Source organism: Acinetobacter vivianii (assembly GCF_014635885.1).
GTDB lineage: Bacteria > Pseudomonadota > Gammaproteobacteria > Pseudomonadales > Moraxellaceae > Acinetobacter > Acinetobacter vivianii.
Window position 1 is genome coordinate 197,857 of record NZ_BMDR01000007.1, and the last position, 21,838, is coordinate 219,694.

Annotated in this window: 23 protein-coding genes, 6 tRNA genes and 1 other RNA gene; 11 read left to right on the top strand and 19 right to left on the bottom strand. The window is 42.1% G+C overall.

What is annotated here, in order from left to right:
• Positions 1–135: 135 nt before the first annotated feature.
• From panD to IEV36_RS14945, 11 genes are all read right to left on the bottom strand, one after another.
• Entirely contained in the window at positions 136–516 is a 381-nt protein-coding gene (gene panD / locus IEV36_RS14895; protein ID WP_004655255.1) for an aspartate 1-decarboxylase, read from the bottom strand.
• A gap of 139 nt (positions 517–655) precedes the next feature.
• A complete protein-coding gene (pth, locus tag IEV36_RS14900) occupies positions 656–1,237 on the bottom strand; it encodes an aminoacyl-tRNA hydrolase (RefSeq protein WP_005256334.1) in 582 nt (193 codons plus the stop codon).
• A 19-nt stretch (positions 1,238–1,256) separates the two neighbouring features.
• Positions 1,257–1,553, bottom strand: a complete 297-nt coding sequence (gene rplY / locus IEV36_RS14905; RefSeq protein ID WP_004770904.1) for a 50S ribosomal protein L25 — start codon at positions 1,551–1,553, stop codon at positions 1,257–1,259.
• 97 nt (positions 1,554–1,650) lie between these two features.
• On the bottom strand, positions 1,651–2,604 hold the full coding sequence (locus IEV36_RS14910) for a ribose-phosphate pyrophosphokinase (RefSeq protein ID WP_004770906.1): 954 nt from the start codon (positions 2,602–2,604) through the stop codon (positions 1,651–1,653).
• A 100-nt stretch (positions 2,605–2,704) separates the two neighbouring features.
• A tRNA-Gln gene (locus IEV36_RS14915) sits at positions 2,705–2,779 on the bottom strand.
• An 85-nt stretch (positions 2,780–2,864) separates the two neighbouring features.
• A tRNA-Gln gene (locus IEV36_RS14920) sits at positions 2,865–2,939 on the bottom strand.
• Positions 2,940–2,957: 18 nt separating this feature from the next.
• Positions 2,958–3,032, bottom strand: a tRNA-Gln gene (locus IEV36_RS14925).
• A gap of 27 nt (positions 3,033–3,059) precedes the next feature.
• Positions 3,060–3,134, bottom strand: a tRNA-Gln gene (locus tag IEV36_RS14930).
• Positions 3,133–3,966: a 4-(cytidine 5'-diphospho)-2-C-methyl-D-erythritol kinase gene (ispE, locus tag IEV36_RS14935; RefSeq protein WP_005256343.1), complete on the bottom strand. Its 834-nt coding sequence runs from the start codon at positions 3,964–3,966 to the stop codon at positions 3,133–3,135. Before ispE ends, IEV36_RS14930 begins: the two co-directional genes overlap by 2 nt.
• Positions 3,967–3,984: 18 nt before the next feature.
• Positions 3,985–4,566: a lipoprotein insertase outer membrane protein LolB gene (gene lolB / locus IEV36_RS14940; protein WP_004770909.1), complete on the bottom strand. Its 582-nt coding sequence runs from the start codon at positions 4,564–4,566 to the stop codon at positions 3,985–3,987.
• 4 nt (positions 4,567–4,570) lie between these two features.
• Positions 4,571–6,289: a tetratricopeptide repeat protein gene (locus IEV36_RS14945; protein WP_004770910.1), complete on the bottom strand. Its 1,719-nt coding sequence runs from the start codon at positions 6,287–6,289 to the stop codon at positions 4,571–4,573.
• A gap of 79 nt (positions 6,290–6,368) precedes the next feature.
• Here IEV36_RS14945 and hemA point away from each other — a divergent pair, with 79 nt between their 5' ends.
• Positions 6,369–7,652 (top strand): glutamyl-tRNA reductase, encoded by a 1,284-nt coding sequence (gene hemA / locus IEV36_RS14950; protein ID WP_005256345.1) that lies wholly within the window; start codon positions 6,369–6,371, stop codon positions 7,650–7,652.
• A 10-nt stretch (positions 7,653–7,662) separates the two neighbouring features.
• Here the strand turns inward: hemA and IEV36_RS14955 are convergent, their stop codons facing one another.
• Positions 7,663–9,546 (bottom strand): DNA primase, encoded by a 1,884-nt coding sequence (locus tag IEV36_RS14955; protein ID WP_005256346.1) that lies wholly within the window; start codon positions 9,544–9,546, stop codon positions 7,663–7,665.
• Between the two features lie 128 nt (positions 9,547–9,674).
• Complete coding sequence (locus tag IEV36_RS14960) at positions 9,675–10,772, bottom strand: outer membrane protein assembly factor BamD (protein WP_005256348.1); 1,098 nt, start codon at positions 10,770–10,772, stop codon at positions 9,675–9,677.
• A gap of 71 nt (positions 10,773–10,843) precedes the next feature.
• Here IEV36_RS14960 and rluD point away from each other — a divergent pair, with 71 nt between their 5' ends.
• From rluD to IEV36_RS14975, 3 genes are all read left to right on the top strand, one after another.
• Entirely contained in the window at positions 10,844–11,893 is a 1,050-nt protein-coding gene (gene rluD / locus IEV36_RS14965; protein ID WP_032864011.1) for a 23S rRNA pseudouridine(1911/1915/1917) synthase RluD, read from the top strand.
• Between the two features lie 135 nt (positions 11,894–12,028).
• Positions 12,029–12,769, top strand: coding sequence for a peptidoglycan editing factor PgeF (pgeF, locus tag IEV36_RS14970; RefSeq protein ID WP_005256352.1), 741 nt, complete (start codon positions 12,029–12,031; stop codon positions 12,767–12,769).
• A gap of 83 nt (positions 12,770–12,852) precedes the next feature.
• On the top strand, positions 12,853–13,419 hold the full coding sequence (locus tag IEV36_RS14975; protein ID WP_005256353.1) for a flavodoxin family protein: 567 nt from the start codon (positions 12,853–12,855) through the stop codon (positions 13,417–13,419).
• 44 nt (positions 13,420–13,463) lie between these two features.
• On the opposite strand, the gene smpB is transcribed toward IEV36_RS14975, so the two are convergent.
• Positions 13,464–13,940, bottom strand: coding sequence for an SsrA-binding protein SmpB (gene smpB, locus IEV36_RS14980; RefSeq protein ID WP_004770917.1), 477 nt, complete (start codon positions 13,938–13,940; stop codon positions 13,464–13,466).
• Between the two features lie 129 nt (positions 13,941–14,069).
• Between smpB and coaD the strand changes: the two genes are divergently transcribed.
• The 4 genes from coaD to IEV36_RS15000 all read left to right on the top strand — a co-directional run bounded on the left by coaD (position 14,070) and on the right by IEV36_RS15000 (position 15,347).
• Positions 14,070–14,561 (top strand): pantetheine-phosphate adenylyltransferase, encoded by a 492-nt coding sequence (gene coaD / locus IEV36_RS14985; RefSeq protein ID WP_004770918.1) that lies wholly within the window; start codon positions 14,070–14,072, stop codon positions 14,559–14,561.
• A 1-nt stretch (position 14,562) separates the two neighbouring features.
• Complete coding sequence (locus IEV36_RS14990; RefSeq protein WP_004770919.1) at positions 14,563–14,826, top strand: YfhL family 4Fe-4S dicluster ferredoxin; 264 nt, start codon at positions 14,563–14,565, stop codon at positions 14,824–14,826.
• A gap of 26 nt (positions 14,827–14,852) precedes the next feature.
• Positions 14,853–15,208: RNase P RNA component class A (gene rnpB, locus IEV36_RS14995), an RNA gene on the top strand.
• Positions 15,209–15,270: 62 nt separating this feature from the next.
• Positions 15,271–15,347: transfer RNA gene (locus IEV36_RS15000), tRNA-Met, on the top strand.
• A gap of 45 nt (positions 15,348–15,392) precedes the next feature.
• Here the strand turns inward: IEV36_RS15000 and IEV36_RS15005 are convergent.
• On the bottom strand, positions 15,393–15,860 hold the full coding sequence (locus IEV36_RS15005) for an Lrp/AsnC family transcriptional regulator (RefSeq protein ID WP_032864012.1): 468 nt from the start codon (positions 15,858–15,860) through the stop codon (positions 15,393–15,395).
• A 120-nt stretch (positions 15,861–15,980) separates the two neighbouring features.
• Between IEV36_RS15005 and IEV36_RS15010 the strand changes: the two genes are divergently transcribed.
• Entirely contained in the window at positions 15,981–16,835 is an 855-nt protein-coding gene (locus tag IEV36_RS15010) for an EamA family transporter (protein ID WP_005256356.1), read from the top strand.
• A gap of 189 nt (positions 16,836–17,024) precedes the next feature.
• A tRNA-Met gene (locus tag IEV36_RS15015) sits at positions 17,025–17,101 on the top strand.
• Between the two features lie 105 nt (positions 17,102–17,206).
• Here the strand turns inward: IEV36_RS15015 and IEV36_RS15020 are convergent.
• Together IEV36_RS15020 and IEV36_RS15025 are read right to left on the bottom strand one after the other, a co-directional pair.
• Positions 17,207–18,238 carry a hypothetical protein gene (locus IEV36_RS15020; protein WP_005256358.1) on the bottom strand — a complete coding sequence of 344 codons (1,032 nt, stop codon included), beginning with the start codon at positions 18,236–18,238 and terminating at the stop codon, positions 17,207–17,209.
• On the bottom strand, positions 18,231–19,856 hold the full coding sequence (locus tag IEV36_RS15025) for an NAD+ synthase (RefSeq protein WP_005256359.1): 1,626 nt from the start codon (positions 19,854–19,856) through the stop codon (positions 18,231–18,233). The genes IEV36_RS15020 and IEV36_RS15025 overlap by 8 nt, the downstream gene beginning before the upstream one ends.
• 718 nt (positions 19,857–20,574) lie before the next feature.
• On the opposite strand from IEV36_RS15025, the gene IEV36_RS15030 reads away from it, so the two are divergent.
• Complete coding sequence (locus IEV36_RS15030; RefSeq protein ID WP_004770926.1) at positions 20,575–20,736, top strand: hypothetical protein; 162 nt, start codon at positions 20,575–20,577, stop codon at positions 20,734–20,736.
• A gap of 55 nt (positions 20,737–20,791) precedes the next feature.
• Here IEV36_RS15030 and IEV36_RS15035 read toward each other — a convergent pair whose 3' ends face one another.
• The gene (locus tag IEV36_RS15035; RefSeq protein WP_005256363.1) at positions 20,792–21,316 is read right to left on the bottom strand and encodes a hypothetical protein; all 525 of its coding nucleotides are present in this window, start codon (positions 21,314–21,316) and stop codon (positions 20,792–20,794) included.
• 57 nt (positions 21,317–21,373) lie between these two features.
• Positions 21,374–21,826 carry a CopD family protein gene (locus tag IEV36_RS15040; RefSeq protein WP_005229045.1) on the bottom strand — a complete coding sequence of 151 codons (453 nt, stop codon included), beginning with the start codon at positions 21,824–21,826 and terminating at the stop codon, positions 21,374–21,376.
• Between the last annotated feature and the right edge of the window lie 12 nt (positions 21,827–21,838).

The window sequence follows — 21,838 nt, forward strand, 5'->3', positions numbered from 1 at the left end:
AGCACGGTTTTACAAGTGGGGTTGCGTAAAACATGAGCTGATTTTTAAGTGTTTTTGTATGTAGGGAGGCCATATTTGTTGAGCCAATAAAAAAGCCATGGCAAGGCATGGCTTTTTAGGAATCTGTTTTATTGCTTATGCAATTTGCACAGGAATACAGTTTGCTGTGTGATTCACTGTATTGTCTGGATTTGCATAAACGAGGCGTGGTTTGTGAAGATTTGCTTCAACTTCAGTGAAGTCACCGAAAGTTGCGATAATCACTAAATCACCGACATCAGCTTGATGTGCTGCGCCACCATTGACTGAAATAATACCTGAATCATCTTCACCACGAATTGCATAAGTTGTGAAGCGTTTGCCATTAGTGACGTTCCATACGTGGATTTCTTCGTATTCACGAATCCCTGCTAAGTCCATTAATACGCCATCAATTGCACAAGAGCCTTCATAATGAAGCTCTGCATGAGTCACAACTGCACGGTGAATTTTACATTTTAATAAACGAGATAGCATGGCTAGCGTCTCCTGAGTAAGACCTAAGATCAATATCTTATGGTTGACTTGTCACGTTTTCCGCGGGCTATGGGCGGTTTGATGCGCATTTTGCGCTTAAAAATGCAATATGGCAAGCGTGATTGATCAACAATTCAGTTTAAGCGGATTTGTAAGCGTTAATTTGATTCATTGCCTGTGAAACTTGTCCATCAACAAGCATTTTCACTTTTGATAGGGCATGATCAATTGCTGCATCCATTAAAGCTTGTTCACTGCTAGGAGCTTTGCCGAGCACATGACCAGAAACACGTTCTTTGGAACCTGGATGTCCAATTCCAATGCGTAAGCGATGGAAATTAGCACCAATATGAGGAACGATATCACGGAGACCATTATGTCCGCCGTGTCCGCCACCCGTCTTTAAACGGATTACGCCAGGATCCATATCCAGTTCATCATGGGCAATTAAAATTGCTTCTGGTACAACCTGATAAAATTTGGCGAAAGGGGCAACACTTTGACCAGAACGGTTCATAAAAGTGGTAGGAAGTAATAAACGAACGTCATGACCTTCAATTTGACCACGACCGCTGTATCCATGAAATTTTGGATCAGCTTTTAGGGAAATGCCATAACGGTCTGCAAGCTGTTCAACGAACCAGAAACCTGCATTATGGCGGGTTTGGGTATATTCCTTTCCAGGATTACCCAAACCAACAATTAGCGAAATATTTGACACTAATTTACGCCTTTAACACTTATGCGCGTTTGAAGTCAGCGTGCATAGGAGTGTTTTTAGCTGGGTGACGTTGTAACGCTTGGATTTTAACGTTTTCAACTTTGTCACCGATTTTAATTTCGATAACTTCTTCGAAGAAAGCGTTGTTTTCTAAAGCTTTAGTGATTTCACGAAGCTCTAAAGTGATTGTTACAGGCTCAGCGCTACCACCATAGATGATTGCTGGAATTTGTGCTGCGTGACGAAGGCGGCGGCTCGCACCTTTCCCTTGTAGTGCAGCTTCACGTGCTTGAGCGTTTAATACGAAGTTTGCCATGGGCATATCCTCATTGGAGTTTAAGTAACTAAACTTGCGACCAGTTTAGTGATAGAAAAACCCTAGCGAGCTAGGGTTTAAGAAAAAAGCTGGGCTATTATAGATAACTATCGAACATTGCGCTAATAGATTCTTCGTTATTGATACGACGAATTGTTTCAGCAACCATGCTAGCAACAGAAACTTGGCGAATTTTGCCTAAGCTTAATGCTTCATCTGAAAGAGGAATGGTGTCAGTAACAACCAATTCATCAATGACAGAGTTACGAAGGTTATCAATGGCTTTGCCAGATAAAACAGGGTGAGTTGCATAAGCAACAACACGGCGAGCACCAAACTGTTTCAGTGCATCGGCAGCTTTGCAAAGCGTACCTGCTGTATCTACCATGTCATCAACGATGACACAGTCACGATCTTTTACATCACCAATCAAATGCATCACTTGTGATTCATTTGCTTTTTGGCGACGTTTATCGATGATAGCTAGATCGATATCACCCATTTGTTTAGCAACAGCACGGGCACGAACAACACCACCAACGTCAGGTGAAACCACAACGAGATTGTGATGTTGTTGTTGACGTAAGTCAGCAAGTAATGCTGGCGTACCGTAAATGTTGTCAACAGGGATATCGAAGAAGCCTTGAATTTGGTCTGCGTGTAAGTCAATCATTACCACACGGTCAATACCAACAGTTGTAAGCATGTCTGCAACAACTTTCGCAGTAATTGGTACACGGGCAGAACGCGGACGACGGTCCTGACGTGCATAACCGAAGTAAGGAATCACTGCAGTGATACGACCAGCACTTGCACGACGCAAAGCATCAGCCATTACCAGGATTTCCATCAGGTTATCATTGGTAGGGGCACAAGTAGATTGAACGATAAAAACGTCTTTACCACGAACATTTTCAGTAATTTCAACTGAAATTTCCCCATCAGAGAACTTGCTTACAGAAGCAGCACCGAGTGGGATATGTAAATGGCTTACGACTTTTTGGGCGAACTGTGGATGAGCACTTCCACTAAAAACGACAAGATTGGGCATGAAGCACCTGAGCGAGGGTTAAGCGAAGCTATGCTTCGACCGAGCGCAAGGGAAAAATTTTTAATTTTTCCAACGGGTAATTTGGAAACAATCTATTATATGGCAGGGGCGGCTGGATTCGAACCAACGGATGCCGAGATCAAAACCCGGTGCCTTACCACTTGGCGACGCCCCTAATGCGGCAGAACTTTAATCGTTTTATATGACAATGTCAATATATTTGAGCAAATATCGATACAAAACAAGTCTGTCTAAAGATATGGCAGGGGCGGCTGGATTCGAACCAACGGATGCCGAGATCAAAACCCGGTGCCTTACCACTTGGCGACGCCCCTAAATTTGATGATATGTAATGGCAGGGGCGGCTGGATTCGAACCAACGGATGCCGAGATCAAAACCCGGTGCCTTACCACTTGGCGACGCCCCTATTACATATACATCTACAGGTGAAAATTGGCAGGGGCGGCTGGATTCGAACCAACGGATGCCGAGATCAAAACCCGGTGCCTTACCACTTGGCGACGCCCCTAACGTGTAACTGAGAAATGTCTTAACGGAGACTCTGCTAAACTGTTGACCAAGTAAGATTTACAAGGCGAGTTTTGCAAAATTTGCGCTGTATCCATTTCACTGGTTACTTCAATAAAAACACAAGCACCTGTACCTGTAAGCTTTGCTAGACCAAACTGATCTAAATATTGCATTGCTTCATCTACTTCGGGATACAACTGTCGAGCCAGAGGTTCAAAGTTATTTCCAAAATTAGAAGGTTCTATCTGATAGGCGCAAAATTTAGTGATCTTAGAGTCTCTTGTCAATGTTTTTTGCGAAAAAAGCTGTTGAGTGCTGATAAAACAGTCAGGTTTCAGGATTATGAATTTTTTTTGAGCTAAGTCTATGAATGATAAATGTTCACCGATTCCTTCTGCCCATGCATTATGACCAAAAACAAAGATCGGGACATCCGCACCCAGTTGTACCCCATAGTCGGCAAGTTGCTGTTCAGTTAAGTCACATTGCCAGAGTTGATTCAGTACAATCAGGGTCGCTGCAGCATTAGATGAACCGCCACCCAGCCCAGCACCCATCGGAATATTTTTTTCAATCCGAATATTCAGTCCACATGGTTTTTTTGCATGCGGACGTAAGAGCTGTGCGGCGCGATAGATTAAATTCTGTTCGAGCTGTACTTCTGCCAGACCTTCAATCTGAATATTTTCTTCTGCATGCGGTTCAAAAGTCATCCAGTCGTATAAATCAATCAGCTGAAAAATAGTCTGTAATTCATGGTAACCATTTTCACGACGACCTGTGATGTGCAGAAATAAATTCAACTTGGCTGGGGAAGGCACTCTAATCATAAAAAATAATCTAAAAAATTATCGGTTTTGAATCACCATTGTAATACGGTTTTCTTTACCTTCTGCAAGTGCTTGCTTCAACAAAAGCTTATTTGGAAGCGTTTGAGCATCGTTATAACTAAAATCTACTGTCCAGCCATCTTCAATCAATTGTTTAAGACGATTTTGCTCATCTTTACTCACTTGAGCATTCTGAGTTGCTGGTTTCGCTTGAATCCAATAAGCAAGATGCATAATCGGTGCTTGCCAACCTGTTGCTTTTTCAAGTAATTCTTCTGGTGTTGCGGCCGTAATCAAGCCCGTTTTAGCACTATTTAAAGTGACTTGCCCAGGTTTGCCTTCAATCTGGGTTTTCCCCACGCCGAGAATACCTGTCAACTCAATATCAAATTGATCTTGTTGTTGTACCCACGTGAAAAATGCGCTGCCAGACTGTTGTGGTGTGCGCACACCAATCTTGCCTTGCAGGTTAAAATTATTTTCATCTTGTACTTGTGGCGAAGTCATCACTTTATTCGGCTGGCTCAAACTCTGACAACCCGTTAAAAATAAAATGCTACTGCTACACACGGCAAAGCATAATTTTGAAAACACGCGCATGGATTTAACTCTTTTTTACAGTGATGGGTAAGATTAAGCTATCAAGCTGTTGTAATTGTGGGGCATTGGCATGTTTTTGTTTCAATTGCTGTAACACCTCGCTAAATTGCGTGAGTGCACCTTGCATATACAATGCTTTGGCATAGCGAACACCAATATTCACATTTTGACTCAGTGAATAAGCCTGACCTAAAACTTTGGCAGCAGTATCAAAGTCATTTTGCAAGAAGGCGATATAGCCCAGTGTATCGAGGATTGATGCCTGTTCAGGTGCAAAGTCCAGCGCTAGCTCTGCGTATTTACGTGCTTCTTTTAGGCGACGGTTTTGCAAGGCCAGCGTATAGGCATACGCATTTAGATAGGTTGGGCTATTAGGTTCAAGAATGAGCAACTGCTTCAAGGTTTTGTCGAGTTTGTCTCGATCTGTATATGGATCGAGTAACAGCACTTCAGCATAAATTAGTTCAGGATCATCAGGTAAATTCTTGATGGCTTCATCCAGCAAAGCCAAAGCAGCCTTTTTATTATCCATTTTCTTTAAAATATCGGCCTGTGCCTGATACAAGAAACTGGCATGTTGTGGATAATTAACACGTTCCTGCGTCAGGAAGCGTAAGGCATCATTCAATTGGTCCTGTTTCTCAAAAATCGCAATCATATTACGTCGGGAAACGATATAAAGGCTGCCATCTACCAGACGATAATAAGCCTTTGCCGTTTCATAATGCTGTTTGCGCTGAGCATTGATTGCCAGATAGTAATAGGCTTCATTTTGATATTTGGCAGATGAACGCAGCTCTACCAGATATTGCTCGGCTTTTTCATATTGCTTCAAGTCAATACTGGTCAAACCTGCAATAAACAGGGCTTCTTCCGCTTTAGGATGATCTTTAATGATATCTTCAAGTTTGTCTAAAGCTTGCTGTTGCTGATTGATTTGAATGTAATAGCGTGCTTCTGCCAGACGAATATCAATATTGTTTTTATTTTTTCGACTTGCCTTTGCAAACCATTTTTGTGTTTCTTCATCATCTTGCAAAGCCATGAGCAGATTGGCTTTCATTAAAATGAAACTGGTGGTTTTTGAGCGTTTTCGTAAGGCCCGATTAATATTTTTGAGCGCTTGCTCGTACAAGCCATCTTGTGCTTCTAAACCTGCAATCAAGGCCAGGATAGAGGGATTGTTACGTTCTTCGCTAGCACGCAGGGCATTTAAGAGGACTTCGCGGTCTTGTGCCTGTTCGGGGGCAATCCCGGCTAAAATTTCTTCCAGATCAGCAGTTGGATCAATATTTAAAATTTTATCCAGTGTTTTGGCCGCAAGCTCGTACTCATGCGTTTTGAGTGCGATATGCGATAAATAAAATAGCGCGGGTACATCTTTAGGTTCTTGCTCAACCCAATGAGTTGCGATGTCTAAGGCAGACTGTAAGTCATTATATTCTAAGGCAACATCTAAGGCGCGCTGCTTGATTGTGGTTGAATTACTACGAATCGCAAGCACAGTATAATTGTGTAGAGCGGTTGCAATATCATCATAAGCAAGAGAAAATTCAGCAACCATGCTCTGTTGTAAAGCATTTTCAAAGCTGTTCTCTGCATACATGTCGTGTATTGCTTGTGCAGAGACATAAGAGCTCATGCTACCTAACAACAAGATTGTGGTAGAATACCGTCTAATCGTCTTGCCGCTAAAAAGGGTACGGCGATATAGCTGACGCAATTTTTATTGATCCAAAGTAATGCTTTTTATGACACCGATGTTGCACAATAACATAAATTTAGCGAAATGATGATCTGATATGTCTTTCTTTGCATTGGGTGTCAACCATCAAACAGCTTCTGTTGAACTTCGTGAACAAATTGCTTTCAATGCAGAGCGATTAGCTGCGCTATTGCTTGAACAAAACCAGAAGTCATCCTTGAATGACCTTGTGGTGGTGTCGACTTGCAACCGTACCGAAGTGTATGCCATGACAGAAGATGCGGATAGCGTCCTGAACTGGCTGGCCCAAGTGAATAATATTGATGTAAAACAGTTAATTCATCATGTTTATCGTTACGAGAATGCTCAGGCTGTTACACATTTGATGCGTGTTGCCAGTGGTTTAGACTCGTTGATGCTGGGCGAACCTCAGATTTTAGGGCAGGTGAAAAGTGCTCTGGCGCTGTCAAAAGATGCCGAAACGGTTTCACCTGAGCTAAATAGTGTCTTTGAATATGCCTTTTATGCAGCCAAGCGGGTTCGTTCTGAAACCTCTGTCGGAAGTCATGCAGTTTCAATGGGTTATGCGGTTGCTCAGTTGGCCTTGCAAGTATTTAGTCGTCCAGAAAAATTGACTGTGATGGTTGTGGCTGCGGGTGAAATGAATAGTTTAGTCGCTAAACACCTTGCGGAAATGGGGGTGGCGAAGATTCTGATCTGTAACCGTAGCCGCGAACGTGCAGATATTCTGGCACAGGAAATTGCTCATCAGGTCGATGTTGAAATTATTCCTTTTACGGAACTTGCACAGAATTTGCATAGAGCAGACGTCATCTCAAGTTGTACAGGTAGTTTGCATCAAGTGATTGAATATTCAGACGTCAAATCGGCATTGAAAAAACGCCGCTATCAACAGATGCTCATGGTCGATCTGGCCGTGCCACGTGATATTGACCCGAAAGTTGAATCATTGGATAACGTGTATTTGTATGGCGTTGATGATTTGCAAAGTGTGATTGATGAAAATCTGGCACAACGTCGTCAAGCTGCGGTTGAAGCCGAGATTATGGTTAATCAATTGGCAACTCAATTGATGACCCAGCAAAAAGTCAAAGAGGCGAGTGGTACGATTCAAGCCTATCGCCAGCATAGCGAAGAAGTAAGCCAAAAAGAGCTGGCTCATGCGATGGAATCATTACAGCATGGTCATGCCGCAGAGCAGGTGTTACAAGAGTTCGCGCATCGTTTAACACAAAAGTTAATGCATCCGACTTCAATCTTGTTAAGAGAAGCCGCTAAAGCAGAAAATCCTGATTATTTCGAATGGCTACAGCAGCATTTACAAGACGTGTTCGAGCACGAACGTAAACCGAGACAGTAAGTTTGCGGTGCTAAGATAGCAATCGCAAACTAATCTGTTTGGTGAGTTCGTTTAATTGCTGACGTAAATTGCGAGATTCGATCAAAGAAATGGGTGATTTAAGTTTTAATCGCAGATATTTTTCTTGTAATCCCAATGCGTATTCTTTGGCAAGTTTATCTGCAATTTCAGGCGCCTGAGTTAATGACTGAATATTGGTGCGTTGCATAATATCAGCCAACTCATGACTATAACTACTACATGCACCCAGCACATAATAGGTTGCCAGTTCCTGATCATCAGGCAATTCATCAAAGACAATATTCAATACGGCTAAAATTTTTGCCAACAGTTCATCTTGATCAATCACCGCACGCAGTTCTTCAAAATGAATGTACAAGAAGGGGTGGTGCATCAAAATCGCCACCGCGAAATCTTCATCTTTGGTCTGAATGTTAAAAGATAAGGAGGCATCATGGCTGACTTGGGGGGTAAAACGTTTCCCTAACCCTAGCTTTTCACGGAAAGATTGACTCAACAAATAACGGAATGAACCATGTTTAGGCAATAATTCAGTCAATTCACGCAGTTCACCCATCACCAGACTTTTGCCTTCAGGTGTGCTGACATCATGCTGTCCAGTTAAATGGGCAAACACAAAGTCAGATAACAGGGGCGCTTGCTGTAGCAATTTCTGGAAATTTTCCAGACCTTCACGGCGGATCAGCGAGTCAGGATCATGCTCATTGGGCAAAACAAAGAATTTTAATTCACGACCATCATTGAGTAGTGGCAGTGCGATTTCCAAAGTACGTCGCGCGGCCTTTTGTCCTGCGGTATCACCATCAAAGGCGATGGTAATTCTAGAATTTTGTTTGAATAACGTCGTTAAGTGATCCGCATTACTGGCTGTTCCAAGCGTTGCGACAGCGCCATTGATACCGTATTGCTGTAAGGCAATCACATCCATATAGCCTTCCACCATCAACCAGTCATTGGCTTTCAGTTTACGGCCTTCGTATAGACCGTAAAGCAACTGGTTTTTATGGAACACTTCAGAGTCAGGCGAGTTAATGTATTTGGGTTTAATCTCGTCATTGAGCGCACGACCACCAAAACCGACCACACGACCTTTATGATCGCGAATCGGAAAAATAACCCGTTCACGTAATAAGTCAAAATCTCGACCACTGTCGCTTGAACGAATCAGGCCGAGCTGTTTTAAGCCTTCAATATCTTGTGGAAAGGCTTTTTCAAGATGCTGCCAGTCTTCTGGTGCATAACCTAAACGCCAGAATTGAATGGTTTGTGCCGAGAGGCCACGTTGTCTGAAATAGTGTTGAGCTTTTTGACTATTCGGTAACTGACGTTCATAAAACTGCGCCACATTCTCTAGCAGATCATAAAGATTACCTTCCTGTACCTGCTCATCCATGCTAAATGATGGATCAAACTGGGCAAAAGGATCATCCATTACACGATCCATATCGACAAAATGTCCATCGATAAATTCATCGACTACAGGTGGTGCGACTGGATTTTCTGGTGCTGGTTTTACTGGCTGAGGTGTAGCGGCTTGTTGTGGACTGCGTTTATAAGAGAGTTTTTTATTGTCGTGATTATCTTTGGGGAGGTCGACGCCTGTCTTGTTGGACAGCTCTTTCATCACATCGACAAAGTTGCGACCGTCGATATCCATCAGGAAGCGGATGGCATTACCATTGGCCTGACAACCGAAGCAGTGGTAGTACTGCTTGTCACGATAGACATGGAAAGAAGGCGATTTTTCCTGATGAAATGGACAACAGCCAGAGTAGGTACGCCCCGTCTTTTTTAACTTCACACGTTGACCGATCAAATCGACAATGTCGGTTCGATCTAGAATTTGATCAATCGTATGTTGTGGAATTGCCATGTGCGTTTAACCATTTCAGACAGGGAGTAAAACATTATTGCACTGCAAAAATGTCAGGAATCATTGTTGCATAAAATAAAAAACAGGCAAGTGAGACTTGCCTGTTTGGTGTATCAGATGATTGCAAATTAGTTTGCAGCATCATCCTCAGCCGTTGTTTTTGCTTCTGGCTTATCTAATAGACCAAAGCTTAAACGATTTTTCCAGCTTGGTTTTTCTGTGCTTGCAGGTGCTTCAGGAGCGGCCACGGGCGCTGGCGCAGCAGATTGTTCAGTCGCTGGTTTGCCTAGTAAACCAAAACTTAAGCGGTTGGTTAAACTGCGTTGTTCAGATTCACCACTTGCTTCATCTTTGACTTCTACAGTTTGAGACTCACGTCCTAATAAACCTAAAGTTGCACGATTGACCCAGCTACCTTCTTTACGTGCTGCACGTAAATTAACTTCACCATTTGATTTCACTAAATTTGGATAGTTCAGCTTTAGAATTTCAACGTATTGTTGAGAAGTCGCCTGATCACCAAGTTTTTGATAGCTATATGCCAAAGTTGCTAAAGCTTCAGGTGTTTGCGGAGTTTGTGGATAATGTTCAATCACCCATTGTGCGCGTTCAGCCGCAGCCAACCATGCTTTACGTTCAATATTGAAACGTGCTGCATTCATTTCACTTTCAGCAAGTTCCTGACCAATAAATTTCATGCGCTGTGCAGCATCAACTGAATATTGGCTACTTGGGAAACGACGGATCAGGTCGACAAAGTTTTGATAAGCCACTTTGACATAGCTCACATCACGGTGTGATTGCTGGAGTGAAGTGTAGCGAATCAAGCTGTCGTAATTCATTTCCATGTTGGCTACACCACGAACGTAGTAAGCATAATCAACATTTGGATGTTGAGGATTTAAACGAATAAAACGCTCTGCAAGCGCAATCGTACCTTCATAATCTTTTTGTTTGAATTTCGCGTAGAGAAGCTCAAGCTGTGCCTGTTGAGTATATTGACCCGTTGGATAGTAGGTATCTAACGCTTCAAGTGATTTAACCGCATCGGTATATTGATTACGCTCAAGTGATTTTTGCGCTTTTTCGAAATAAACTTGTTCACTTGATTGTGGTCCTTTATCAACCACTTCTTTCTTACTTGGATTGCTGCTACAGCCCACAAATGCAGACGCTACACCTAAAGATAGTGCAAGCACCGTAATTTTATAACGTGGTAGCGACATAAAAACTCCTCTGTTATTCTGGGCAATGAGCTACAATGGTGCTATTAAACCATTTTTGTACCGATCATCAAATGACTTCAGCACAATCTTCCAATTCAAACATCTCTGAAACAGATTTCTTACTCGAAGATTCTGTCGATGCAGATAATCATAATTCTGACTCAACTGCAACACGTTTATCGTTGCAAATTCAACTCGATGAAAACTATTTAGGGCAACGTATTGATCAGGTTGCCGCATTGGTGTGGAGCGAGTTTTCACGGGAAAAACTCAAGCAATGGATGAAAGATGGTCATCTGTTGGTAAATGGTAACATTGTTAAGCCAAAGTACCGCTGTGAAGGAAATGAGCTACTCACGCTTGAAGTTGAACTTGAAGCGCAAACTTCAAGCCAGCCTGAAAATATTCCTTTAAATATTGTCTATGAAGATGACGATATTATCGTGATCAATAAAGAAGTTGGCATGGTGGTGCATCCAGGTGCAGGGAATCCGACAGGTACCTTGGTAAATGCATTGCTTTATCATGAGCCAAAACTTGCCGAACTTTCTCGTGCTGGTCTGGTGCATCGTATCGATAAAGATACCAGTGGCTTACTGGTAGTTGCTAAAAATCTGGAAGCGCAATTTTCACTCAGCAAGCAATTGGCAAAGAAGTCGGTTTATCGCGTTTATGATCTGGTTGCGTATGGCAATATTATTGCAGGTGGCACCATTGATGAGCCGATCAAACGTCATCCAGTGGATCGTGTCAAAATGGCGATCTTACCGGGCGGTCGTGATGCCGTGACACATTATAATGTGAAAGAGCGCTTCCGTGACTTTACCCGTGTACAGGCTCAGCTTGAAACAGGACGTACCCACCAGATCCGTGTCCATTTCAGCTATTTGGGACATGGTTTGGTCGGTGATCCAGTGTATGTCAATCGTGTGCGTTTCCCCGCAGGTGCTTCAGCGAAATTAACAGATATGTTACGTAGCTTTAAGCGTCAGGCTTTACATGCAGCCAAACTTGGGTTGGTGCATCCGCGTACAGGCGAAGAAATGATGTTTGAAGCGCCGTGGCCAGAAGACTTTACTCAATTGGTTGAAGTGCTTCGCAGTGAAAATGAAGCCTATTAAGTGAAGCTCTACCTCCCTCTAAGTCTCCCTCCTTTAAAGAGGGAGACTGTCGTGAATTTAATGCGTTACAGTACTTAAAGCTCCCTCTTCTTTTAGGAGAGGTTGAGGGTAGGAAATATAGCTCAGGAGATATTTATGGAATTTGTACAAGGTCTGCCTAAAGGTGTTTTTGTCGGGCAAACACGCATTGCACATCCAGAAACAGTCGCAACGCCGAATCAAAGCCTGTCTGGGTTTAATTTGGCTTTGCATGTCAATGATGATGCACAGCGCGTCCAGCAACATCGTATGATCTTGCTGAACCAATTGTCTGCATTCGGTGTGGATAAAATCACCTGGATGACGCAAACCCACAGCACTATTTGTCATACCGTGAATGAACAAGTTCCATTCGTTGCTCTTGAGGGCGATGGTCTGGTCACACAACGGGCAGGCCATGCCTTAATGATGATGACTGCCGATTGTCTTCCTGTGGTGTTGGGAAATGCCGAAGGTACAGAAGTTGCCAATCTACACGCAGGCTGGCGCGGATTAGCCGCAGGGATCGTGGAAAATACGGTTACTGAAATGAAATCCCAACCAACTTGGGCATGGTTGGGGGCAGCCATTAGCCAGCCTTGTTTTGAGGTTGGGGCAGAAGTCAAAGCCGCTTTTTGTGAGAAATATCCTGAGCTGGAATCTGCATTTATTGCAGGTCAGGCTGAGGGTAAATATCAGGCTGATCTCTATGCCATTGCACGTTTTATTTTAAAGCGTTTAGGCGTGGAAACTATTATTGGTGGTGACCAATGCTCGTATCAGCAAGCTGAGGATTATTTTTCTCATCGCCGTGATGCCAAAACGGGTCGCATGGCAAGCTTTGTATTTATGCAATAAATTGCCGCCATTGCATTGTCGATTGGCCTTGTCGCATTTAAAAATGTTAAACTTGATCTAATTCATTGGTTTTTAAATTTCCCATGTCTGTTATTGAGCAAATTACTCCCCAAGTTAAAGTTTGTGTGGTTTATCACAGTCCTTATGGGCATACAGCCAAAGTTGCGCAATATGTTGCTCAAGGGGCAGAACAGGCGGGTGCTGAAGTGCATCTGTTGTCTGTAGCTGCGCCTCAATGGGACTTGCTTGATCAGGCAGATGTGATTGTTATGGGCTGCCCAACTTATATGGGAAGCCTCACCTCTGCCTTGAAACAGTTTATGGAAGATTCGTCTAAACGCTGGTTGGCACGTACATGGCAAGGCAAACTGGCTGCTGGTTTTACCAATGGCGGTGGACTCAGCGGTGATAAGCTGGCTGTGTTGCAGCAGATTAATTTATTTGCAATGCAACATGGCATGTTATGGGCGGGTTTACCGTTTATGCCGACTGGACGTGGTCAATCCGATATTAACCGCATGTCGAGTTTTTTAGGATTAATGACGCAATCTGACAATGCCAGTGTTGAAGTGACACCACCCGAAGGTGATCTGGAAACAGCACGTAAGTTTGGCCAATATTTGGCAGAGTTAAGACTCAAACACGTATAAGTTGAAGATTAAAATAAAAAACCTCCATTGATTGGAGGTTTTTTTTATTTGTGCAATATACGTGCTTTATCACGTTGCCAGTCACGATCTTTTTCGGTCGCACGCTTGTCATGTAATTGCTTACCTTTTACCAGTGCAATTTCAAGCTTGACCAGATGACCTTTCCAGTAACATGCCAATGGTACGCACGAATAACCTTTTTGATTCACCGCACCTAATAGTTTTTCCAGCTCACGACGAGACAAGAGCAACTTACGGGTACGCGTTGCTTCTGGAACCACATGTGTTGATGCAGACAATAACGGCTGAATTTGTGAACCAAATAAAAAGGCTTCACCATTTTTAAAAATGACATAACTTTCCGTCAAGCTCATACGTCCAGCACGTAGAGACTTTACTTCCCAACCTTGGAGGGACATGCCTGCTTCAAATTTTTCTTCGATAAAGTAATCGTGGCGCGCTCTTTTATTTTGAGCAATCGTGCCACCATTATGTTTCTTCACTACTGTTGCTTGCGCCATAATTCAAACTTCCACAATTGCTTCTATTGTGCCGCAAAATGCAATCTTTTTCCAATGTTTAGGAATTTCGCGTTTAGGCTGAAGATTTGTTAAAATACGCACCTTATCTCATTCACTAGAGTACACCGCATGTCTAAAACACGTGTGATTTATCCGGGGACTTTCGATCCAATAACCAATGGACATGTTGATTTGGTTGCAAGAGCATCAAAAATGTTTGATGAAGTTGTGGTTGCCATTGCGATTGGTCATCATAAAAATCCGGTATTTAGTTTAGAAGAGCGTGTTGAATTGGCAAAAGCATCACTCAGTCATTTGAACAATGTTGAGTTTGTTGGTTTTGATGGCTTATTGGTCAATTTTTTCCGTGAACAGCGTGCGACAGCAGTACTTCGTGGTTTAAGAGCAATTTCAGATTTTGAATATGAATTTCAACTGGCCAATATGAACCGTCAGCTTGATCCTCATTTTGAATCGGTATTTTTAACTCCATCTGAGCAATATTCATTTATTTCATCGACACTGGTGAGAGAAATTGCCCGTTTAAAAGGTGATGTAAACAAATTTGTGCCTGCCGTTGTGGTCGAGGCCTTTGAACGTAAACATCAACAAGGTTGGTAACGTGTCTTTATATATTACAGATGAATGCATTAACTGCGATGTCTGTGAACCTGTCTGTCCCAATGACGCCATTTATATGGGTGAGCTGATTTATGAGATTAATCCAGCACTCTGTACCGAGTGTATTGGACACCATGATCAGCCACAGTGTCAGTTATTTTGCCCAGTCGATTGTATTCCTCTGGATCCTCAACATGTGGAATCTCATGATGAGTTGATGGAGAAATATAAAAAACTGACTGCGCAAAAAAATGCGAGCAATTAACAGCGAACTTTGGTAAGATGCGCCACGAAGTGGGCCGGACGGTCGCTGCTGTGGAGGTCTCCGTGACTGAAACAGGGGAGGAAAGTCCGGGCTTCAAAGGGCAAGGTGCCAGGTAACGCCTGGGCGGCGAAAGCCGACGGCAAGTGCAGCAGAGAGTAGACCGCCTCATTCGTGAGGTAAGGGTGAAAGGGTGCGGTAAGAGCGCACCGCGTGTCTGGTAACAGTTCACGGCAAGGTAAACCCCACCTGAAGCAAGACCAAATAGGAATCCTGAGGCACGGCCCGTGCTGGATTCGGGTAGGTCGCTTGAGCGTATGAGTGATTGTACGCCTAGAGGAATGATCGTCCTCGACAGAACCCGGCTTATAGGCCCACTTCTTAAATTTTTTGAAAATTGTGCTTGACGTGTGTAGCGAAAGTTAAGATAATGCGCCCACAGTTTTCGGCTATGTAGCTCAGTTGGTTAGAGCACCGCACTCATAATGCGGGGGTCACAAGTTCAAGTCTCGTCATAGCCACCATTTTATAGACCACGCTCCTGCGTGGTCTCTTTTTATCTGCTGTTTTTAAATGGATATTTCTAATCCGACTTTCACCCGATCTAAAACGATCAGCGTCCGATAGGTTCTGACATCCTGATTATCTGCAAAGTGCTTACGTACCAAGGCTTCAAAGTGAGATAAGGTGTCTGAAATCATAATGATAATAAAAGAAACGCCCCCATTGACGAAATAGCACTGCTGAATCTCATCGACATTGGCAAAATATTGTTTGGCGCGATCCATCACAATAGAGCGGTCTTCTGCTAAACGGACTTCAATAATTGAAGTAATCTTTTCGCCAAACTTTTTCGGATTAAGCACGGCACAATTTTTTTCAATCACCTGTTCTTCTTCAAGTCGGGCTATACGCCGTTGTACTGAAGCTTGAGAAAGATTCACCAATTCAGCAATTTTTCGATGCGACATTTTATTGTCGTGTTGTAGTTGCCTTAAAATTGCATAATCAAACTGATCCAGTGAAATATCTGACACGATTAAATCTCTCATCCTAAGAAAAATATAGAGTAATTTACTCATATTCTTGCATAAAATCGCAGAATTAAACGTGGATGTGTGAATTAAAATTGCATTTCTACATCGCAGGGTATGGTCATGGTGAGACTGGATTCTAGGCAAGGCATGGCCTTTCTTGCTGTTTCTTTATCTTTGATATCTGTACAGGTGGGGGCCGCCGTAGCCAAAACGTTATTTCCTGTTTTGGGTGCAGAAACTGTCGCTCTGGTTCGTCTTGGCTTGTCCGCTATTCTTCTGTTTATTGTTTTCAGGCCGTGGCAATTGTTCTATCGGCAGACCAACTGGTGCGATTTGCTAATTTACGGCATGCTCGTTAGTGGCATGAATCTATTAATTTATAAAGCTTTTTCCTATATGTCAGTTGGTATCGCCATTTCAATTGAAGTGTTAGGGCCTTTGGCTGTTGCGATGTTGATGTCCAAGCGCAGGCAGGATCTGCTATGGGTAGGGTGTGCACTTATAGGCATAGTGATATTGCCATTTGGCGGAATTAACCAGAATTTTAGTTATCTCGGCATGTGCTTTGCGTTAGGTGCGGCTGTCTGTTGGGGGCTTTATATTATTTATGGTCGACGGGTGGCTTCATCTGGTGGAAGTTCTGTGGCGGTCGGGATGCTAGTCGCGACTTTATTTGCTCTCCCTGTTGGTGTCCAGCATTTAGATTTAGTAATGAGTTCCTATAAAGTTTTCTTTACTTGTGTATTTGTTTCCTTGTTCTCAAGCATGATTCCTTTCTTACTGGATATCATGGCGATGAGGCAACTGGCAGCACATGTTTTTGGGATTTTACTCAGTGCTTCACCTGCGATTAGTGCTTTGGCTGCGTGGTATATTTTAGGAGAAGCATTAAATATTTATCAGGTTCTGGCCATTATGATGATTATGGTGGCATGTATTGGCTGTTCCTACACATCGTATAAGGAAAAGCACTAAGTTCAAAAGCTGTGTTGTGGGAAGTTCAAGCAGGAAGATTGCACAGAAATTTCGACTAGAATAGCTATTGAATTAAAAAATGTACAATTGATAAGGTCTTTGTGCAAAAACCGTGCATATATCTTCTATTTTCAAGATCATAGACTTGACCCATCAGAAGTAAAACTAGATAATGCGCACACAGTTTACGGCTATGTAGCTCAGTTGGTTAGAGCACCGCACTCATAATGCGGGGGTCACAAGTTCAAGTCTCGTCATAGCCACCATTTTAAAAACCACGCTCCTGCGTGGTTTCTTTTTATCTGTATGATGTAAAAAATTAATGAGATGCGCAGCCTGTAAATGCTAAATTGATTTACAGGCTTTATTTTTTATAGGTGTTTTTCGATCGTCGCGAGCGTGTCGGAACTTTCATAGAATGGTTTCAGGATGAGATTAATGATCGGTTCGAGTACATCATGTTCATCTAAAGCAACCACAACTTTTGGGTAAAAACGTACCGCTTCATTCAGCAGGTCTGCTTCTTCCAAGCCAATTGCAGCGAAGACATCTGCAAGACTTTCATCTTTATAGAAATCATAAAAGACTTTGACACCATAGAGGATTAAATCCTGTATGAAAGAAGACTGGCGTAATTCTTTCCAGTATTCATAGATCATGACGAAGAATTCTTCCACATCCAGTGGAGTCACCTGTTTGGTATATTCCGATAAAGGTTTTGCTTTATTATCATCCCAGACATTACGCGCCAGACTTTCCAGATCATCATTGGAAAGTAGGCTAAGATCAGCTAGTTGCTCTTGAATAAATCGGGCAATGCTTTCTTCGATTTTCTGTTCAATACGTTGCTGCTGACGATGAGAAAAGCTTTTTAGTTTTTGTTGCCACTCATATTTACTTTCGGAAATTCTTTCTTCATCTGATTGGGTAAATAATTTAGGTAACTTGTTTTGTAAGGTCGTCGTTGCAATGTATTGGCACAATTGCTGAATAGAAGGGCTTTCTTTTAAGAACTGATTTAAATAATGGCGGATATTTTCAAGTTCCAGAAATTTGGAGAGCCACATTTCAAATTGATGGTCTGAAAATACATCTTGTAATTGCGCTGATGATTGTAGGGAAAAGACATGCAGTCTTTGCGCAATTTCTCCAATAAACTCCAGTAAACCAGCACCAAGCTGCATTTCAAAGGCATAGCGTTTCACAACGGCCTGAATTTGCGCTAATTCAACCACTTCTTTGAGTTGTATGTTGGGTGCGTGTTGTAGAAAGAGCTGAATAAATTGCTGAAAGAAATCAGCAGAAAGTTGTGTTGTGAGTTGGTTTTTATAAAACTTAACTTGCTCAAGCAAAAGTGCTTGAGCAAGTAATTGTGACTTTTCAGAAACAATTTTTTCAGTCATTCGCGGTCCATCCGTTGACGATCGGGTAGCGTCGTTCACGACTGAAAGCACGTGAACTGATACGTGGCCCAATCGCGCCCTGATGACGCTTGTATTCATTGCGATCAACCAGACGAATTACTTTCTCGACAACATCGCTTTCATAACCTTTGGCAATGATATCGGCCTGGCTGAGATCTTCTTCTATATAAGCATACAAGATAGCATCAAGTACATCATAAGCAGGTAATGAATCCTGATCTTTTTGATCTGGACGAAGTTCTGCTGATGGTGGGCGGGTAATTACACGTTCAGGAATAACTGGCGTTTCTTCCAGTGTGTTACGGTATTTAGCCAATTCAAATACGATGGTTTTGTAGACATCTTTAAGTACAGAGAAACCACCAACCATATCACCGTAAAGGGTACAATAACCTACCGAAATTTCAGATTTGTTCCCCGTAGAAAGCACAAGATTACCAAACTTGTTTGATAAGCCCATGAGCAGGGTACCGCGAGTACGTGCTTGCAGGTTTTCCTCTGTTGCATCGGCAGGTGAGTTGCCAAAGAACGGGAACAGTGTTTGCATGAAGCTATTCACGATTGGATGAATCTCGGCAATACCGAAAGTCACGCCCATACGACGTGCTTGTTCAGTCGCATCTTCTACGCTCATTTGTGAGGTGTAGGTATATGGCATCATGACGGCTTGTACTTTATCCGCACCAATTGCATCAACAGCAATCGCCATTGTTAATGCTGAGTCGATACCGCCAGACAATCCGAGGATAACCCCTGGGAAACCTGAGCGTTGCACGTAGTCACGGGTTGCCATAACCAATGCTTGATAAATTTCAGCAAAGGTTTCCAATGCTGGAATGGCTTCAGCAGTTTTGAACTGTTTTTGTTCAGCATCATATTCAGCAAAATGAACAGATTCTTGGAAACTTGGCGCTTGTAATGCAAGTTGACCATTATTGTTGCTTACAAAGCTAGAACCATCAAAAATCAGGTCATCTTGTCCGCCAACTTGGTTAACGTAAACAATATTCAGGTGCAGCTGTTTCGCCAATTCATTCAGCGTCTGAATACGATGTTGTGGTTTACCCACTTCATAAGGAGAAGCATTTAAGACCAGTACGGTTTCAACATTGAGTTGGCTAAGTTGCTTAACCGTGTTGAGCGACCAGACATCTTCACAAATCAAGACACCGAATTTGTGTCCCAAATATTCAAAAACAAGGTGCTGGTGGCCTTCCTGAAAGTAACGTTTTTCATCAAACACGCCGTAATTTGGCAGGTTGTGTTTATTGTAAATACCCAATACCTGACCATCTTTCATCACCGCAGCAGAATTATAACGGTGGCCATCTTCGGTTTGGTGCACGAAACCAAATATCATTACGATGTCTTTTACTTCACTTAACTGAGCAAAAGCTTTTTGAGTGCGTTTTTGAAGATTTGGGCGAAGAATTAAATCTTCCGCTGGATAACCGATGGTTGAAAGTTCTGGAAAGACGATCAAATCAGCCTGTTGTTGTTTCGCTAAATTTGCTTGCTCAATCATCTTTTGAGTATTTGAGTCAACATTGCCAATATGCGGAGAGAACTGAGCAAGGGCAATTTTAAAATTTTTCATTCAAACCTAATCCTAAGTCTTAACAAGTTTTGATACACAAGTTTTTGATTTATATAAGTATAGTTGTTAAAAACGATTGTATATCATGGCGCCAAACATTTTATATCTTAAAGAAAAATGACAAGTTTACTAATATATACTAAATGCACATTTTTCTGCGTAAAAATAACGAGTTTTTCTGTATGAAAAAGCAACATTTCTCAATGTTTAGGTAGTTATGGTGCATGATTGTGAATAAATTGAATATAACCACATCAAGATTTTTTCATGTCAGCTTCGCACATTGACATGACGTCTCAGTGACAGTTCCAATAACGTCTAAAATTTCTAATAAAAAGAGTGACTTTAATAAACCTGTTAAAAATTTATGAAAAAATAAAAACAACTGTACTTAATTAAAAATATATTTATTTCAGTTGTTTATGTTTGTATTGGGTGTTTTATATACCGTTTGTCGGGAATATCTTTGCTACACTTGAGTGTACATTTGTGCACTGCTATGATCCTGATTAATGTGAAGGGTTATACATTTTGGGGTCACTCAGGTGTATTACAACACTCAAATCAAGAGGTGGTAGATATGTCAGTTTTATTATTTCCAGTTGTTGCGTTTGGTTTAGCTGTCGTTGTTGGTCGTATTGGTACAGTCATGTTCCGTGAGCAAGAGCCACAAGCTTAAAAATTAGATTCTCTTTTGAATGAAGTGAGGTGAGAGATTATGACTTCAACAATTTTGTTGCCAATCATCGCTTTAGGTTTAGCGATTAGTGTTGGACGTATGGGTACCATTGTTAAGGATGCAATGCGTGTAGATTTTACAACTGATATGGATGTCGATCATGAACCTACGAATGAAACTCGCAAAGGCACAGCTGCATAATACCAATTGCGATGGTCTAACTTAAAAAGCCCTGTACATGAATGACAGGGCTTTTTTATTTTCTCAGAATAATATTGGGAATTTTCTTGAAAAAAATATCGCGTGCGATATCTCCTTGCTGTTCGATGTTGTAGCTGGAAAAGGCTTTATTGGGTTTGAATTGATATTGATAAGGATCGTAGTGCTTGAAACTGAGATAATAAGCCAATTGAAGAATTGCACCTTTGATAATCACATTGGTGCGTTGCTGAAACTGTAAAATATGGGCAAGCTCATGGATAAAAATCCCTTGTAAGGGAAGAGAGCACTTTGAATAATCAGCACTAAAATATTTTTGATGCACAAATAAGTTGCCATTCGGCGCCATAAAAATATTTACGGGTTGCCAAGGTAAATAGGGGATATTAAAAATTTTGATCTGTGCATAATTAATTAGGTCGCCAAAGACTGGGCGTGCAATTTCAATCTCGCCAGAGGTTAAGCCGCGATAGTTGAACTGATTCATTTTGAGACAAACGATTAAGTTAGCAATGAACCGGTTTTTTAATTGTTGTATAGGCTGTTGAAGTGCTTTGATCATCTGACATTCAAGTGTGAACAAAATGATGGTATTTATTCTAGAATAAAAAAACCTCAGTTAGAACTGAGGTTTTACGACAACGAGAATAACCACCGCAAATAAGATCAAGGTTGGCATTTCATTAAAGAAGCGCCAGAACTTATGTGTTTTGTAGTGGGCATTGCCAATGAGCTTTTTACGGTAATAACCACACACTAGGTGATAAATCACCAAAAGACCGACCAGACCGACCTTGAGATAAAACCATAAGGCTTCATGATAATGTCGGGTTGCATCACCCCAGTCGACCAGAAAGTGGGCTGTAATTAATGTGGCAATCATAGACGGCCACATGATCCCGCGATATAACTTACGTTCCATGACTTCAAAGCGTTGATGACTAACGGCATCTTCGCTCATGGCATGGTAGACATAAAGGCGTGGTAAGTAGAACAATGCAGCGAACCAGCAAACCACGGCAATAATATGTAATGCTTTTACCCACAAGAAAGCATCAGAAGGTGCATCCATCGATAATCCTAC